A 15,295-nucleotide genomic window follows, 5' to 3' on the forward strand; every position below is an offset into this window, starting at 1 on the left:
ACTATTTCTCCTCACTTTCAAACCCGCAGCATTTTTCAACGATCAGTTGTTGGATGATGGGTAAATAATCGATCCGTGGATAATAGCTAGTGGGAATTTCATACGCCTCTTCTTCAATCGTTGAAAAGGGTATGGATTTACGATTGCCATTTTCCATTGCTTGCCAGGCCTTTTGTAAAACTTCATATGGCACAATAAAATATCGTTCAAAAGCTGAAAAGCGAACGATAATAAAAGCCACACCATTTTGTTCAGTCACTTGCTGCATATGGGTCATTTGATGCTCATGAATATTTTTTAAAGGGAAACTTGTTTTGGACGCAGTTTCCTTTGCATCAAAATCAATATAATGCCCATTCCAAACACCATTGTAGTCGGTTGTAGAGGGTGTTCGAAAATATGCTTCACGAATGACAGCAGCGCTTCGTGAAGGGTACTCTACTTTGACGATTTGTACAGGAACAGGTTTCTTATGAATGATAGCAAGTCGCCTTTTAATATAATAGTCGTTTGCTTCATTAATTTCATCTTCTAGTGTCTTTCCACGATTACTAAAAGACAAATCTTTACTTTTACTTTTTTTTTCTGTTTTCTGTACAGAAGTATGGGGGGTATACAATTTCCCATTTGGATAGCGAATTGTCATTTAGCTCACCCTTTATCAAACTGCTTTCCTATATATTAGTTTACCATGATTTGATGGCTCTTCTCTACCTCCATCCGTGTTGTCTTTGTTACAAGAGTAGTAGACAGTGGATGCAAAGAATAAACAAATTGCGTCGAAAAAAAGCTAATAATTGTCTTCCTTGAATCGTCAAAATAACTGATAAATTTAAACATAGAAACGGTTGAAGAATGGTGAATTATCTACACCTTTCATTCAGGACGCTTTTTTAGTTGGAAGGTTCATTTATAAAAATTTATCGAAAATCTTCTTCTTTCAGCTAACTTACGCTTATTTTGTCACGCATGAAGGTAATTCTATACATGCGAGGAATACTTTAAGTAAAGCAAAGGGGGCGTTATTTTGAACAAGTTAGAACAATTAGTTGCGCAGTTAGATCTGGTCAATCAATTACTTTTCACGAGAGTGTCGCTGGAGAACAATGCTCAGAATATGCACTTTTTTTTGCAGCTCAAAGCAGTTAGCCAGAAAGTAAGCTTAGCAGAAAAGAACTGGCAAGTAAAGAATACTTGTTCGCCTATTAGTAGTGAAAAATGATAGACTTTGGTACACTTATCTCATAAGCAATTGAACTAACTCTATAGCATTAAAATTGATACAGTATTTACCACAAAACAAGTAGGGGAAGGTAAAGGTATCAGGAGGTGCCATATTTTCGTAGTTGAAATGATGGACAAGACATACTCATCATATATATGTACTTGCTACGAAAAATATTTGCTTACGAGTAATTGATGAGAGATGAGGTGCAAAAATTGTTAGTTATTCAGCAAACATCCCAATTAATAGATGAATGTGATCGATGTGTTTCACGTTTTTGGCAAATGCGTGAGGAGGACCGTACACCTGACTTTTTTCTAGAGGTGAAACCACACGCTGATAAAATTCATCAACTGTTGAAGGAATGGCAGCAAGAGGCCAATAAATGGATTCAAGAGAATCGACCGAAATATATGCATACACAACAAATTGCTTCAACGGTAGAATCGATGGAGCAATTTGTTGTGCAATCTTTTTATAAAGAAACAAGTAAAAAACGCTTCTTAGATGCGATTCATTCTACCTCCTTTACAATGAAAAACTTTGAACGACTGGTAAAGGAGGAGGCAGTAAATGCTATCGAAGAAACGAACGATTAGTGAGCTTTTGCATGAGTGGAGATATGATGAAGAATTAAAAGAACGTATTCTACATTGGCAAACACTTGAAGGACGACCTGCTAGCTATGCTCCTTTCCCAGAAAATTTACATCCTTCTTTAGTGAAGGCTTTGCAGGCAAGGGGAATCGAGCAACTTTATACGCATCAGCGAGAGGCCTTTGATTTGGCACAGAGTGGTACATCTTTTACGGCTGTTACACCAACCGCATCAGGTAAATCATATTGCTATCATTTGCCGGTGTTGCAAAAAATAGTAGAGGATAAAAACGCACGTGCGATCTATTTATTCCCAACAAAGGCTTTAGCGCAGGATCAAAAAAATGACTTGAATGAACTGATTGAACAAAGTGGTGAGGAAATTTTAAGTTATACCTATGATGGTGATACGGCTCCAGGCATTCGTCAGAAGGTTCGCAAAGCAGGACATATCGTTATGACAAATCCTGATATGCTTCATTCAGGAATTTTGCCACATCATACGAAATGGGTATCGCTATTTGAAAATTTACAGTATATCGTGATTGATGAATTGCATACATATAAAGGGGTATTTGGTTCCCATGTTGCCCATGTTATTCGTAGATTAAAACGCATATGTGAATTTTATGGTAGTAAACCTGTGTTTATTTGCACATCGGCAACGATAAAAAATCCTAAGGAGCTGGCCGAGCTATTAACAAATGAATCACATGCGCTCATCGCGGACTCTGGAGCACCTATCGGTAAGAAAACATTTCTGTTCTATAATCCGCCCATTATTCATAAAACTTTTGGGGTGCGTAGAAGTGCCGTGTTAGAGGTAAGTGATTTAGCAAAGCGGCTATATATAGCTGGTATTCAATCAATCATTTTCGCTAAAAGCAGAGTACGGGTTGAAATGATTGTCACTTATTTAAAGGAGCTCACTCGCAATAAGCTGCTGGATGAATCCGTGCGTGGCTACCGAGGTGGGTATTTACCATCTGAACGTCGGGTAATCGAAAAAGGCTTGCGTGATGGAACCATTCAAACCGTTGTCAGTACCAATGCGTTAGAATTAGGGGTCGATATCGGCCAGTTACAAGCATGTATTATGACAGGTTATCCAGGAAATATTGCAAGTGCCTGGCAACAAGCAGGACGTGCAGGAAGGCGACAGGATGAGGCTTTAATTATTTATGTTGCACAATCGACGGCACTGGATCAGTATGTGGTGAATCATCCTTTATTTTTACTTGGTAGTGCACCAGAGGAAGCACGTATTTATCCAGAAAATATGTTAATTTTAATGGATCATTTAAAATGTGCCGCTTTTGAATTACCTTTTTCTATAGAAGATACGTATGGTGAATATGATATACAAGAATTGCTAGATTATTTAGCAGAAGAGGGCGTTGTCTTTAAGACGAGCGATAAGTGGCATTGGATGAGCGATCGTTTCCCAGCACATGATATTAGCTTACGGTCGGCTTCCCAGGAAAATGTGGTTATAATTGATCTGTCTATTCCTGCCCAAACAAAGGTAATTGGAGAAATGGATCGTCATAGTGCCATGACACTATTACATGAAGAAGCGATTTATTTACATCAAGGGATTCAATTCCAAGTAGAGAAGCTCGACTGGGAAGAAAAGAAAGCTTATGTCCGTGAAGTCGACATCGATTATTATACAGATGCTAATCTTGCCGTTGAAATGAAGGTATTAGAGGAAGATCGAAGCCGAACTTATAACGGCGGTACGATTAGCTTTGGGGATGTAGGATTAGTTGCACAGGCAACTATTTTCAAGAAAATAAAGTTCAATGAAAAACAAGATAATATAGGTTCGGGTCCAATACATCTACCGCCAGATGAAATGCATACAAGCTCATCTTGGCTATCATTCAATAAAGTAGACCGGTGGTCCGAAGCAGAATTGACGGATGCGATGACTGGCGCAGCCTATGCAATGAATGCCTTTATCCCGATATTCATTCAGTGCGATAGCAGCGATGTAGCAGTAGTCCCACAAGTTAAAGCATCCCATAATGAGTTGCCAACATTTTTTGTTTACGATAAATACCCTGGTGGAATTGGTTTAAGTGAAAAGGTCTATGACTTATGGGAGGAGCTATTAATGAAAACGTTGGAGCATGTTTCAAATTGTCCTTGTGAATCTGGATGCCCATCATGTATTGGTGCCCAAGACAGTTTACAGGAAGGCAAGAAGAGAGTAGTAGTACTACTACGAATATTAAATCAAAAATAAATGAAGAAGGCTTAAGGATGATAGCGCTAGCTCCTTAAGCCTTCTTCATTTATTAGTTTATAAATTGTTTTACGGTTAATTCCTGTTAAACGGTGGATAAAAAGAAAATTGATAAGTCATGGCTTGATAAATTTGATTCAGGAACTATGACAAGTGGGGATTTTGAAGGTTTAAAAATTATTATCTCCCAACGATAAAACTGATGCCCATTACCAATTGAGGTAATGGGTTTTTTTTATTTCCACAAATTTCACCTGTTACAGAATGAATGTTTATTTTGAAATAATGCAATTCAGTAGTTTGTATTAAAAAAATAACTGTTTATGAAATATTAGTTACTCCAAGGTAATTTCATTTTTTTCTAACATAGATCTTAAGAACAAGTATTGCATATAAAATAACACCTGAATAAATAACTATTTTTGACAAATCATACTGCCATCCTGATGAAATACCTCGTATTTGACAATCAACATACATTAACAATCCAATTATTATTATAAAAAAAGTAAGATAAATAAAATTTAATTTTTTTAGCAATATTAACACCTACCTTTAAATAAGGATAAACTAAAATTAAAAAAAATGCTAAAATTTTAAAAAATGAAATCTTATTACATTTATGGTATAATTTCCTATATGGGAGAAAAACAGGGGGTAGAGATTAGTGAAAAAATTTTTTATTAGAATTATTTGTATAGTATTTGCACTTTCTATGATAACACCATCTTTAGCTGTACCTGCTTCAGCAGCAGAAATTGATGATATTGAAGGGAAAATTATTTTAGAGAAAGATAATTACATATTTTCCTTATCTGAATCAGAAGATGGTAACAGTTTATTACAAGTAACAAATAGTCAAACAAATGAAGTTGAATACCTTGAGATTACCAAAAATGAAGAAAATACTATTGAAATGATTGCATCTAATGAAGATGGAAGCTATCAAGAACTAATAACTCTTGATAAAAATACTAAAGCAACTACATTAGAAAATTTAAATACTGGAGAGATAGAAGTATTAGAAGAAATTATAGTCGAAGAACCCACAATAGTTACTCCATTTCCTAAATATGGAGAGGATATAATTGCTCCGAGGGCATTACCTGGTGGAAACGGTGACTATGTTCTCTATATGACGTATAAAGGCAAGAAATCCATTGATACAACTTATCTTACAGGGGTTATCGGAATATTATTTGGGCTTTCTGTTCTAAATCTTCCGAAGTACACTAAAAAGGCAGAAGAAGCCGCTTTGGTTATAATATCTGGTATAGCACTCATTTATGTTTCCATCAAAACAAAGGAAGCTTACTATATAGGTGAATTGTACTTATATCGTGATTCATTTCATTATCCAGCTACATGGACAAGGTATTTTAAATGGGCTGATATAGATGATAACTATGCAGGATTAATTGATGCAACTTTTGTAAAATCTAATCACGAGTAGAACAAATTATGAAATATTAGAAAACTCCCATGAAAAATTAACGACCAACAAAGCTAATTTGATATGCTCCCTATTAGGTAGACAGATTAAAAAATAAAAATCTGTTTATCTAAGGGGGAGTATTTTTTATGGGTGAAGCAAACATCCACTTGAGTTGAAACTACATAACGTTCAATTGTTCGAAGAAGGTCACTATTCTGTCAATGAATTGTGTGAAAGGTTTTCAATAGATCATCAAACTTTTCATAGATGGAAAATGAAATTTGAGGCAGGTGGACGTGAAGGATTACAAGAAGCTACTTCATGTAAATCCTATTCAAAAAAGTTAAAGTTAGCGGCTGTGAAGGACTACATTCAACGGAATTATTCACAGATGGAAGTGTTAGCGAAATATGGGATTAGTAGTACCTCAGTTTTAAAAAGGTGGGCAAAAAAGTATACTAGTCATCGAAGGAATTTAAGCGAATTGTTGAAAAAGCCAATATGACACAAAGTATGTCCCGTGTTGGTCGATGTATTGATAACGGACCAATTGAATCATTTTGGGGCACATTGAAGTACAATTCATATGAAGAGTTAAAACTAGCGATTGATGATTATATTCATTTTTATAATTACTATCGTTATCAGGAACGATTAAACGGCTTGAGTCCCTTAGAATTCAGGACTCAAGCCGCATAATACATTTTTTATTATTTCCACTGTCTACCTGACGGGGTGCAGTTCAAAATGAGTACCTGGTCTTTTTAATTTATTCACTTTGTAATTCCTGTACACGAGTCGAAAGGATCTCTTTTAATTCAGCCAAGTTATCTAAATCACAGTACTTATTAATGTAGCTCTTAGCAGAACTCTTTGCTGATTGTTTCCTTGTTTTTCTTAATTCTTTGCTGTGTAAGCCTTGAAGTTCTACTATTTTGGAATTACTCGGTAAATTGATGAAATTTAATTGAGTTAATAGTGATGTTTAAATCTTTTACGTTTGATTTGGAAAATCGGCGCAAAGTAGGTGAATACATTTCTTTACCAATAATATAGTCAATTGGTACATCGTATTTTAAGGTGAAGCAAAGGAATTCAATATTTGAAACATTTCTTGAAAAAGGAGAATCAAATTCTTCAAAAATAAAATTATTCCCTTGTAGAGAATTACAATGTAAACATACATTTGCGTAATAGTTGCTTTTTGTTGAGTTTGAATACATTACTTTGCACTTTGAATTTTCTTTTAAATACTTTGCAATTTCTGATGGAAAACCTAAACTTAAGGGTAGAATAACACAGTCTAATCCAATTAAATCTTCTGTTCCCTCACCGTGGTTTGTCGATCTATCCTCTAAATCTATTAAATTTTCCCCGTGTATAGCGATAGCATAAACTACTGTATGCTTCTTACATTTCCAACAATTTCTTTCGGTCTTTGCGAGATATACAAAATTTGTAGCAACAGTACTGTATTTTACCCATTTCTTAAATCTAAAATAAAATTTACGATTAGTGGTGGTCCATTTCTTAAATTCAGTATTCCACTTTGCATACATTTGCTTAGCTTCATCTTTATCAGAATAGGGCACATCTAAAAATAGCATATTTTATACTCCTTCCCGTGCTTTATAGTACTTACAATTTGGATTATGTATCTATTGAAAAAGTTATTTTGAATTGTATAAGAAAGGGAAGCCACTCACTGAAAAAAATAAATGAGTGGCATTTTCTGAATTTATTGTTTAACTTGGTAATCTTGTTTACCTAATTCTTTGCCACCAATACCTTGATTGGCAACTAATGTGACTGGAGTTTCTAAATCATCAAGTTCATAAGCAATTGCGTGTTCTACAGTTCCGCCTTTTTTAATATTTTCCATTTGTGTTTCTAAAAAACTCTCATCGGGTAATGACCCTATTTCTAATTTATTAACAGCATTCGGATTGTTATCCTGGATCACAGTAAATACAGCAAACCACGCTGTTCCAGGGTCAATTTCTTTATCACTTAAATTTGTAGTTTCATACCAAATTGCAATTACAGGTTTTTCACCATATTCGTTTCCTTTTTCTCCTGCTGGAATAACTTTTGTTTCCTTGATTTTTATTTTCAAATCTACTAGTTTTGCCTCACCATCTTTAAAGTAGACATCTTCACTTTGTTCTTCCTTTTCTATTTTGTCAGCAGATACAGGTGTTTGAATTTCTTCTTTTGGTGGTTCTTCTTTAGCTTTTTCTTCACCACAAGCAGCAAGGCCAAGTGAAAGTACAAGTGCAGTGCTGAAAATTAGTTTTTTCTTCATTTGTAAAATAATCTCCTTTTTGTATATATTTTCATATAATAATACTATACTAAATTACCTAGATTATGTCATTATTAATTTGATTTCTCACTCCTTAAATGAACACATTTTTAGCTTTGTTTACATCAGATTTATTTCTTTAAAACTTCCATATTATAGGGTAAATAAAGTGCAGAAAAGTAGGGCAACAAAGTCCAAAAAGGCAACAAATGATAGTGCTTTAAATTACTAAAGTGGGTAAACGAAGGCAACGAGGGTAAACAGAGTTTGTTGCCGATTCTGTGAGGATAGAACCCTTGCAGTCAAAGGATTCCCTTATATAAGTAAACAAAGTAAACAAATAATATCTATTGAGTGTATTTATATAATATAGGTGTATATAACATATATAATATATACCTAATACGCCTAATACATATATACTATATACGTGGGAGCAAATTCGTTGCCCTAAATTTTAAAGTTATGGTGACCTAAATATGTTCACTTGCTTTTTACCTTATGTTTAATAAAATTCTCTTTGGCACGCATGATAATATAGGTTCGGGTCCAATACATCTACCTCCAGATGAAATGCATACAAGCGCATCATGGCTATCACTTCATCTAACAGAACAGTGGTCAGAGGCGGAATTGACAGAGGCAATGATTGGAGTAGCCTATGCCATGAATGCCTTTATCCCTTTATTTATTCAATGTGACAGCAGTGATGTAGCTGTTGTCCCACAAGTCAAAGCATCCCATAATGAGCTGCCCACATTTTTTGTTTACGATAAATACCCTGGTGGGATTGGTTTAAGTGAAAAGGTCTATGACTTATGGGAGGAGCTATTAATGAAAACGTTGGAGCATGTTTCAAATTGTCCTTGTGAATCTGGATGCCCATCATGTATTGGTGCCCAAGACAGTTTACAGGAAGGCAAGAAGAGAGTCATAATACTTCTTCAAAGATTAAATCAAATTAATTAACATGAAAAAAGAGGACTTGAGGAATAACAAAATTATTTCCTCAGGCCCTCCATATTTAATAGTGTGTAGCTCATCTAACGTTTAATGATAGTATGTTTTTCTAACTCACGTCCAGTAGTATTCTATTAAACTAAAGTTATTTAATAGATATTTTGTGTTTTTCGTTCAGTAATGTAGTACCATTTACTTTAACGACGATATTAAGACTGAGTAATCCACCGATTTTTACTTTTACGGTAGAGATTGTGCCATTTGCTTCTGTAATTTCACCTGTCAATGTAACATAAGGGTAGATTTGTTTGAACATACTATCTCTACTTTTTTTATCTACTACTTCATTATTAATAGAAAGAACTTCTTCAGTCACTGCATTTACAATTCGAATAATATGGCCTTTATAGTCTAATTGCCATACTTTAAATACTTCTTTTTCTAAATCCTCGGTTGTGTTTTTCCATTCTTCTTTTATTTCTTCACGTAAATTTTTAAACAAAGCATTTCCTCCAAAAAACATAATTTTATCACATTCTATTTGTAATTTCATTTTATAGGAAATACTTACAATAGTACACTGACAATAGACAATAGCTTGAGCTTTCTATGTATCCAGGACATAAAAGGGACATACATCAAGAAATGCCGTATCTTTATTGAGAATGGATTGTTTAATGAATAGTTTTAAGCTAAAAGCATATCGGGGTAGTTTCTTTAAATAAAATATTGAAATTTCTCGAAAATAATCCAGAGACGTTTGAATCGGGGCTTTATTTTTTGCAGCTGTTTTACGCTTCCTCAGGCAGGGCGTGCTTTTTCCATTGCAACCGCAAAGACATACTCACATGTCCTTTACACTTTTAAGGTCATCAATTCAAGAAATAGTGTTTCTATAAACAAGAATTTCCTGCGATGAAAATTTTGAATGAGTCGAGCAATCATGGTAATCTTGCAAGAGAGTCTTATATTATAAGCAGAAAATGAGTGAAATACATGTCTTACGAAAATAAAATACTACAAATGAAAAAAATGCTTAGTAAAAAACCAGCGGCGACTCCACAAAGGGTAGAGGAACCAGCTTATCAAAAGCCAACTAGGCCTAGCTATACCGAGCGATGGGAAGAGGCTGGGCTTACCGTTGTAGAAAATGACTTTGGTATTGTGTTTAAGCGCCATGTACAGTATCCATTTTCTTTTCAGCATGGTCATTATCAGCTACAGTCATTTTTTGATGCGTTGAAAAAATGGCAGGATGCTTCGTTTGATCATCCATATGCACTGGATTTTCATGAACCTGTATTATTTTTTGATACAGAAACGACAGGCTTAAAAGGTGTGGGCACGCATATTTTTTTGCTTGGGTTTTTAGAGGTAGACGAAGAATGTTTTAGTTTAACTCAATATATTCTTGCAGACCCTGCACATGAGGCGGCGTTTCTGTTTGAATCAAAACTGTGGAAAAAATTAGCAACAGTCATCACCTATAATGGTAAAAGCTTTGATTGGCCGCAGCTTGAAACGCGCTGGACACTGCATCAAAAAACATTACCCAAATTAAGATCACAACGACAAATCGATTTATTGCATAGTTCCAAGCGTTTATGGAAAAATGATATGGAGCGCTTAAAATTAAAATCTGTGGAGGAAGAGAAGCTTGGTTTTTCTCGAAAGGGAGATATTCCTGGTCATCTTGCCCCTATTATTTATTTAGATGCTGTAAAAAGTGGCGTACCAGATGCTCTTATGAAGGTTTTGCTGCATAATGAGTGGGATTTGCTGTCTCTTATCACACTGTATAGTCATTCTACTCAGCTCTTGTTTGAAGAGGGATATGAAGAATCTGCAAAAACCTTTACCAATATTGGGAAATGGTATGGTGATTTAAAAGAAAGCACACAAAGTGTTAAGGTGTTAGAAAGGGTGACAACACAATTTGATGCACTGGAAGCGGGTAATGCTCAATATTATTTAGCACTACAGCATAAAAAGAGTAAACGCTATAGTGAAGCCATCGATGCATTTGTGGCCTCTCTCCATTTTGTCGAAGCAAGAACAAAGTTGCGTGTCCTTGAGCAACTAGCCATACTTTATGAGCACCAAATAAAAGATTATAAGCAGGCCCTTTATTATACGCAACAAGGCATACATCTCATTCAAAAGAATGAGCAATGGAGAGCAGAACAAAAACAAAAATGGGTAATTTCTTGGGAAAAGAGGTTGCTCAGATTAGGAAATAAGAAATAATTTCCCAGGTAATCGCATAAAACGACAAGTTTAGCCTTACAATTGGAGTTTTCAGACGATATAATGTGTTGAAGTATGCTATAATGTATTCGTGTATGTAGTGTGAGGAAGGGCGATGTGAATGGACATTAAATTAACGTCAAAAATGATCCTTGAAAAGGAATTTAAAAAGAACTTTAAAGGCTATAATGTGGAAGAAGTAGATTCATTCCTTGATGAAATTATTCAAGACTATGAAACGTTTGAAAAAGTGATGGCCCAACTACGTGAAGAAAATAGACAATTAAAAGAAGAAATTGAAAATACACCGAAGAGACAACCCGTTGCTTCAGCGGCAGCAGCAGGTACAACTAATTTTGACATTTTAAAACGTCTTTCTAATTTAGAAAAACATGTATTTGGTAGCAAGCTATACGAATAATTTTAGTCAATTATATTGTATTTAACATAAAACTCTAGTATAATCTTTCGTATCATCATGAAATTCTGGTAATCGCTGCGGCGCTAGACGTCGTAGAGGAAAGTCCATGCTCACACGGTACTGAGATGTCCGTAGTGTTCGTGCTTACTGAAAAAATAAGGTAAGGCAGCTGTTCAGGCTGACGGCGGAAGGAAAACCTAAGTCCTTGGATATGGTTGACACTTCCTGAAAGTGCCACAGTGACGAAGCTTGCTTGGAAACATGCAAGGTGGAACGAGGTAAACCCCACGAGTGAGAAACCCAAATTATGGTAGGGGCACTCTCTTGAAGGAATTGAACGGATAGAGGGACGGAGCTTGCTCTGTAGATAGATGATTACTACCTGGTCGTACGAGGCGCAAGCTGTTTGAGTACTCAGGAACAAAACATGGCTTATGGAATTTTTTTGATGCTTATTTACGAAATAACAAGCGCTCTCCAACTCGGTGGAGAGCTTTTCTTTTGAGTTTATGAGGAAAAAGTAACCTAGTTAATCAAGTCTTGGTATGCGCGATACGTTTGAGAATGGCTATTTGCTAGCCAAGCCTCTATCGCTACCGCTTCTAAGTCACAACATCTGAAAACGGTGATCGCATCAATGTGTATTATCTTGATTCAGCAAAAGTTTGGATACCTAGCAAAATGTTAGATACACATGACTCTCCTCTATAGGTAGTAAGAGTTTGCACATTTTCTTTCCATTCAGGTGGCGACAGGACGACTGCTGAATCAAGTATAAACCTCTAAGGATGTCACAGATTTTTAAGACGAGCTTACGAGTTACTCAAAAAAACTGTACACCATCTAAATGGGGTGTCATTGATTTACATACGAGTTGGCCTGACGTAAGTGCCCTTTAAAGGGGAGTATAGAGAGATAGGATGGGGCGGAACATGAACGGAGTAAATAATTGGGAAAGTATGGATAAATTGAAGTTGATTTCTCAATATCCTACTACCTTAATACTTAAAATCTTCGAAAATGTATCTGAAGGTATCATGATTACTGATGAATACAAAAAAATAGTAATGGTTAATCCTGCCTTTGAATTTGTCACAGGTTATAAACGTGATGATGTAGTGGGAAAAACACCTGCCGTTTTACAATCAGGTGTACATGAATTACCGTTCTATTTAGAAATGTGGGAACAGATACGACAAGAAGGAATTTGGCAAGGAGAAATATGGAATCGTCGTAAAACTGGAGACGTATATCCTGAATGGTTAACAATTGTTTGTGTAACCAACGATGAGGGTGAGGTTACAAATTATTGTGGTATTTTCACAGATTTGTCTGAAAGAAAAATAGTAGAAAACGAACTAGAAAAACGTTTACTGACTGATTCACTAACGGAAGTATCCAATCGTTTTGCTTATATCGAAAGAATGGATAATCTTTTAGAATCAACTTCTGCTATTTCTCATTCAGTGCAGCATGCGGTCTATTTTTTAGATTTAGATAGATTTAAGCAAATTAATGATACTTTAGGTCATGCTGTCGGAGATTCCATTTTAATAGAAGTCGCCAAACGACTAAAACATTTACTGAAAAACAAAGATATTATCGCAAGATATGGCGGAGATGAATTCGTCATTACATTAACGAATGTAAAAAACGTAAAAGAAGCTGCACAATTTGCTGAACAAATAATAAGTAGTATTGAAAAGCCAATGATGATAAACGGCCAGGAAGTGTTTATTTCTACAAGCATAGGCGTAAGTGTCTATCCAGTAGATGGGAAAAATACGGAAGAACTCATTAATTGTGCTGACAGAGCAATGACCTATTCAAAAAAGAATGGTTTGAATGGCTATTCTTTTTATTTTGATGAACTGCAAACAGATGCACAGCGTGTCTTATTGCTAGATTCAGAGTTAAGAAGAGCCATTGACAATCGTGAATTTGAGCTGCATTTCCAGCCGAAAATATACATGGACAATGAGCAAATTCAAGGATTAGAGGCATTGGTCCGTTGGAATAATGAAAGGCTAGGCTTTGTCTCTCCTGGAGAGTTTATCCCTTATGCTGAGGAAACAGGATTAATCATTCCTCTAAGTGAGGTCATTCTGGAAAAGGCGTGCGAGGCAGTTATTCAAATGCAACAATACGGGTGGAAAATACCGGTTGCCATTAATATATCAAGTATTCACTTTAGACAGCAAAATTTTTTAGAATCGATCCAAGCAATATTAGAACGCTATAATATGCCAGCAAACAATTTTGAAATAGAAGTGACGGAACGAACAGTCATGAACAGTGCTAACGAAACTGTAAGCAAATTAGTTCGTTTGAAACAATTAGGCTTTAAAATCTCCATAGATGATTTTGGGACAGGCTATTCGTCCCTGAGCTATTTAGTTCGCTTTCCGCTAGATTGTTTAAAAATCGATCGAAGCTTTATTCAACATATTGGGTCGCTCGATGAAAAACAGGCAGTTGTAGATGCTATTATTCAAATGTCCCATCGCCTAAAAATGAAAGTTGTGGCAGAAGGTGTAGAACAGGCACAACAAGTGGATATACTACGTAAAATGAACTGTGATATTATTCAGGGCTATTATTACAGCAAACCATTACCATTAAACGACCTAATGGAGTTTATGGAATATTGGGAAATTGAGCATCAAGGAAGGAAATAATCTATGGCAAATTATCAATTAGTAGCAACGTCAGCAATGGGTTTAGAGGCAATTGTAGCCCAAGAAGTAAAAGCACTTGGTTATGAAACAACTGTTGACAATGGTAAAGTATATTTTCAGGGTGATGAAACAGCGATTGCACGTGCCAATTTGTGGCTAAGAGTAGCTGATCGTGTAAAAATTGTCGTTGGACAATTCCCAGCAAAATCATTTGAACAATTATTTGAAAGTGTAAAAGCTTTACCGTGGGAAAAATATTTACCCGTGGATGCTGCCTTTCCTGTTTCAGGGAAGTCGGTTAAATCTAAATTATTTAGTGTACCTGATTGCCAAGCTATCACAAAAAAAGCAATTGTTGAACGAATGAAACAGCATTATAAGCGACTTGGCTTTTTAGATGAATCAGGTGCTACTTACAAAATTGAGGTTTCGATTTTAAAAGATGTGGCGACACTAACGATTGATACATCAGGCGCAGGTCTTCATAAACGTGGCTATCGTCAAGTACAAGGTGAGGCACCGTTAAAAGAAACCTTAGCGGCGGCGCTTATACAAGTTTCAAAATGGAATCCAAATCGTCCGTTTGTAGATCCATTCTGTGGTTCAGGAACCATTGCTTTAGAGGCAGCCATGTTTGGACAAAATATAGCACCAGGCTATAATCGTGAGTTTATTTCTGAAGACTGGCCATGGATGAAAGCGCAAATCTGGGACACTGTCCGAGACGAAGCAGAAAGCTTGGCCAATTATGATCAGCCGTTAGAAATTGTAGGTTCTGATATTGATCATCGCATGGTAAGCATTGCACAAGAAAATGCTACAGAAGCAGGATTTGGTGAGCTAATTACGTTTAAGCAAATGCAAGCACGTGATTTCACGACTCAGTTAACAGATGGTGTAATGATCGGTAACCCTCCATACGGCGAACGTATTGGTGATGTTGAAGTTGTAGAACAGGTTATCCGTGATTTAGGGCAAGTTATGAAAAACTATCCAACTTGGTCAGTATATATGCTATCCTCCATGAAAAATTTTGAAGAATTATATGGACGCCAAGCGACGAAAAAACGGAAATTATTTAATGGTTTTATTGAAACAAATTATTATCAGTTCTGGGGACAAAAGTCTAAAAGAGATTAACGAATAGTAACGGAAGATAAGATTTTTTCTTATCTTC

The 15,295-nt window shown here is 35.7% G+C and carries 12 protein-coding genes, 1 other RNA gene and 3 pseudogenes; 12 read left to right on the forward strand and 4 right to left on the reverse strand.

Annotated features, from left to right (window positions below):
* Position 1: 1 nt before the first annotated feature.
* Complete coding sequence (recU, locus tag MKY80_RS07540) at positions 2 to 646, reverse strand: Holliday junction resolvase RecU (RefSeq protein WP_008176494.1); 645 nt, start codon at positions 644 to 646, stop codon at positions 2 to 4.
* Positions 647 to 1,027: 381 nt separating this feature from the next.
* Between recU and MKY80_RS07545 the strand changes: the two genes are divergently transcribed.
* The 6 genes and pseudogenes from MKY80_RS07545 to MKY80_RS07570 form a co-directional block, all read left to right on the forward strand.
* Positions 1,028 to 1,222 carry an endonuclease gene (locus MKY80_RS07545; protein WP_342532423.1) on the forward strand — a complete coding sequence of 65 codons (195 nt, stop codon included), beginning with the start codon at positions 1,028 to 1,030 and terminating at the stop codon, positions 1,220 to 1,222.
* A 209-nt stretch (positions 1,223 to 1,431) separates the two neighbouring features.
* A complete protein-coding gene (locus MKY80_RS07550) occupies positions 1,432 to 1,824 on the forward strand; it encodes a YppE family protein (protein ID WP_239354402.1) in 393 nt (130 codons plus the stop codon).
* A complete protein-coding gene (locus MKY80_RS07555; RefSeq protein ID WP_342532425.1) occupies positions 1,799 to 4,072 on the forward strand; it encodes a DEAD/DEAH box helicase in 2,274 nt (757 codons plus the stop codon). The genes MKY80_RS07550 and MKY80_RS07555 overlap by 26 nt, the downstream gene beginning before the upstream one ends.
* Before the next feature lie 667 nt (positions 4,073 to 4,739).
* On the forward strand, positions 4,740 to 5,525 hold the full coding sequence (locus MKY80_RS07560) for a hypothetical protein (protein ID WP_043990145.1): 786 nt from the start codon (positions 4,740 to 4,742) through the stop codon (positions 5,523 to 5,525).
* A 154-nt stretch (positions 5,526 to 5,679) separates the two neighbouring features.
* Positions 5,680 to 5,919: pseudogene (locus MKY80_RS07565) on the forward strand (helix-turn-helix domain-containing protein); the annotation flags it as partial.
* 39 nt (positions 5,920 to 5,958) lie between these two features.
* Positions 5,959 to 6,206 (forward strand): annotated as a pseudogene (locus MKY80_RS07570) (IS3 family transposase); the annotation flags it as partial.
* A 242-nt stretch (positions 6,207 to 6,448) separates the two neighbouring features.
* Here MKY80_RS07570 and MKY80_RS07575 read toward each other — a convergent pair.
* Positions 6,449 to 7,114, reverse strand: coding sequence for a DUF5710 domain-containing protein (locus MKY80_RS07575; RefSeq protein ID WP_008176477.1), 666 nt, complete (start codon positions 7,112 to 7,114; stop codon positions 6,449 to 6,451).
* Positions 7,115 to 7,245: 131 nt separating this feature from the next.
* A complete protein-coding gene (locus MKY80_RS07580) occupies positions 7,246 to 7,812 on the reverse strand; it encodes a DUF5067 domain-containing protein (protein ID WP_342532429.1) in 567 nt (188 codons plus the stop codon).
* Positions 7,813 to 8,313: 501 nt separating this feature from the next.
* On the opposite strand from MKY80_RS07580, the pseudogene MKY80_RS07585 reads away from it, so the two are divergent.
* Positions 8,314 to 8,781, forward strand: a pseudogene (locus tag MKY80_RS07585) (DUF1998 domain-containing protein); the annotation flags it as partial.
* 136 nt (positions 8,782 to 8,917) lie between these two features.
* On the opposite strand, the gene MKY80_RS07590 reads toward MKY80_RS07585, so the two are convergent.
* The gene (locus tag MKY80_RS07590) at positions 8,918 to 9,325 is read right to left on the reverse strand and encodes a hypothetical protein (protein WP_008176470.1); all 408 of its coding nucleotides are present in this window, start codon (positions 9,323 to 9,325) and stop codon (positions 8,918 to 8,920) included.
* 443 nt (positions 9,326 to 9,768) lie between these two features.
* On the opposite strand from MKY80_RS07590, the gene MKY80_RS07595 reads away from it, so the two are divergent.
* The 5 genes from MKY80_RS07595 to MKY80_RS07615 all read left to right on the forward strand — a co-directional run bounded on the left by MKY80_RS07595 (position 9,769) and on the right by MKY80_RS07615 (position 15,258).
* On the forward strand, positions 9,769 to 11,019 hold the full coding sequence (locus MKY80_RS07595) for a ribonuclease H-like domain-containing protein (RefSeq protein ID WP_239354405.1): 1,251 nt from the start codon (positions 9,769 to 9,771) through the stop codon (positions 11,017 to 11,019).
* A 121-nt stretch (positions 11,020 to 11,140) separates the two neighbouring features.
* The gene (gpsB, locus tag MKY80_RS07600; protein WP_036124847.1) at positions 11,141 to 11,440 is read left to right on the forward strand and encodes a cell division regulator GpsB; all 300 of its coding nucleotides are present in this window, start codon (positions 11,141 to 11,143) and stop codon (positions 11,438 to 11,440) included.
* A gap of 60 nt (positions 11,441 to 11,500) precedes the next feature.
* Positions 11,501 to 11,880, forward strand: an RNA gene (rnpB, locus tag MKY80_RS07605) — RNase P RNA component class B.
* 492 nt (positions 11,881 to 12,372) lie between these two features.
* Positions 12,373 to 14,118: a GGDEF domain-containing phosphodiesterase gene (locus MKY80_RS07610; protein WP_089985115.1), complete on the forward strand. Its 1,746-nt coding sequence runs from the start codon at positions 12,373 to 12,375 to the stop codon at positions 14,116 to 14,118.
* 3 nt (positions 14,119 to 14,121) lie between these two features.
* On the forward strand, positions 14,122 to 15,258 hold the full coding sequence (locus tag MKY80_RS07615; protein WP_089985113.1) for a class I SAM-dependent RNA methyltransferase: 1,137 nt from the start codon (positions 14,122 to 14,124) through the stop codon (positions 15,256 to 15,258).
* Positions 15,259 to 15,295: the final 37 nt, after the last annotated feature.

It is taken from the genome of Lysinibacillus sp. FSL R5-0849 (assembly GCF_038595075.1).
Lineage (GTDB): Bacteria > Bacillota > Bacilli > Bacillales_A > Planococcaceae > Lysinibacillus > Lysinibacillus fusiformis.

What these genes read in the sequence shown, in the direction of transcription:
- recU (WP_008176494.1), bottom strand. Translation starts at nt 646, where the DNA reads ATGACAATTCGCTATCCAAATGGGAAATTGTATACCCCCCATACTTCT.
- MKY80_RS07555 (WP_342532425.1), top strand. Translation starts at nt 1,799, where the DNA reads ATGCTATCGAAGAAACGAACGATTAGTGAGCTTTTGCATGAGTGGAGA.
- MKY80_RS07575 (WP_008176477.1), bottom strand. Translation starts at nt 7,114, where the DNA reads ATGCTATTTTTAGATGTGCCCTATTCTGATAAAGATGAAGCTAAGCAA.
- MKY80_RS07580 (WP_342532429.1), bottom strand. Translation starts at nt 7,812, where the DNA reads ATGAAGAAAAAACTAATTTTCAGCACTGCACTTGTACTTTCACTTGGC.
- MKY80_RS07590 (WP_008176470.1), bottom strand. Translation starts at nt 9,325, where the DNA reads ATGAAATTACAAATAGAATGTGATAAAATTATGTTTTTTGGAGGAAAT.
- MKY80_RS07595 (WP_239354405.1), top strand. Translation starts at nt 9,769, where the DNA reads ATGTCTTACGAAAATAAAATACTACAAATGAAAAAAATGCTTAGTAAA.
- gpsB (WP_036124847.1), top strand. Translation starts at nt 11,141, where the DNA reads ATGGACATTAAATTAACGTCAAAAATGATCCTTGAAAAGGAATTTAAA.
- MKY80_RS07610 (WP_089985115.1), top strand. Translation starts at nt 12,373, where the DNA reads ATGAACGGAGTAAATAATTGGGAAAGTATGGATAAATTGAAGTTGATT.
- MKY80_RS07615 (WP_089985113.1), top strand. Translation starts at nt 14,122, where the DNA reads ATGGCAAATTATCAATTAGTAGCAACGTCAGCAATGGGTTTAGAGGCA.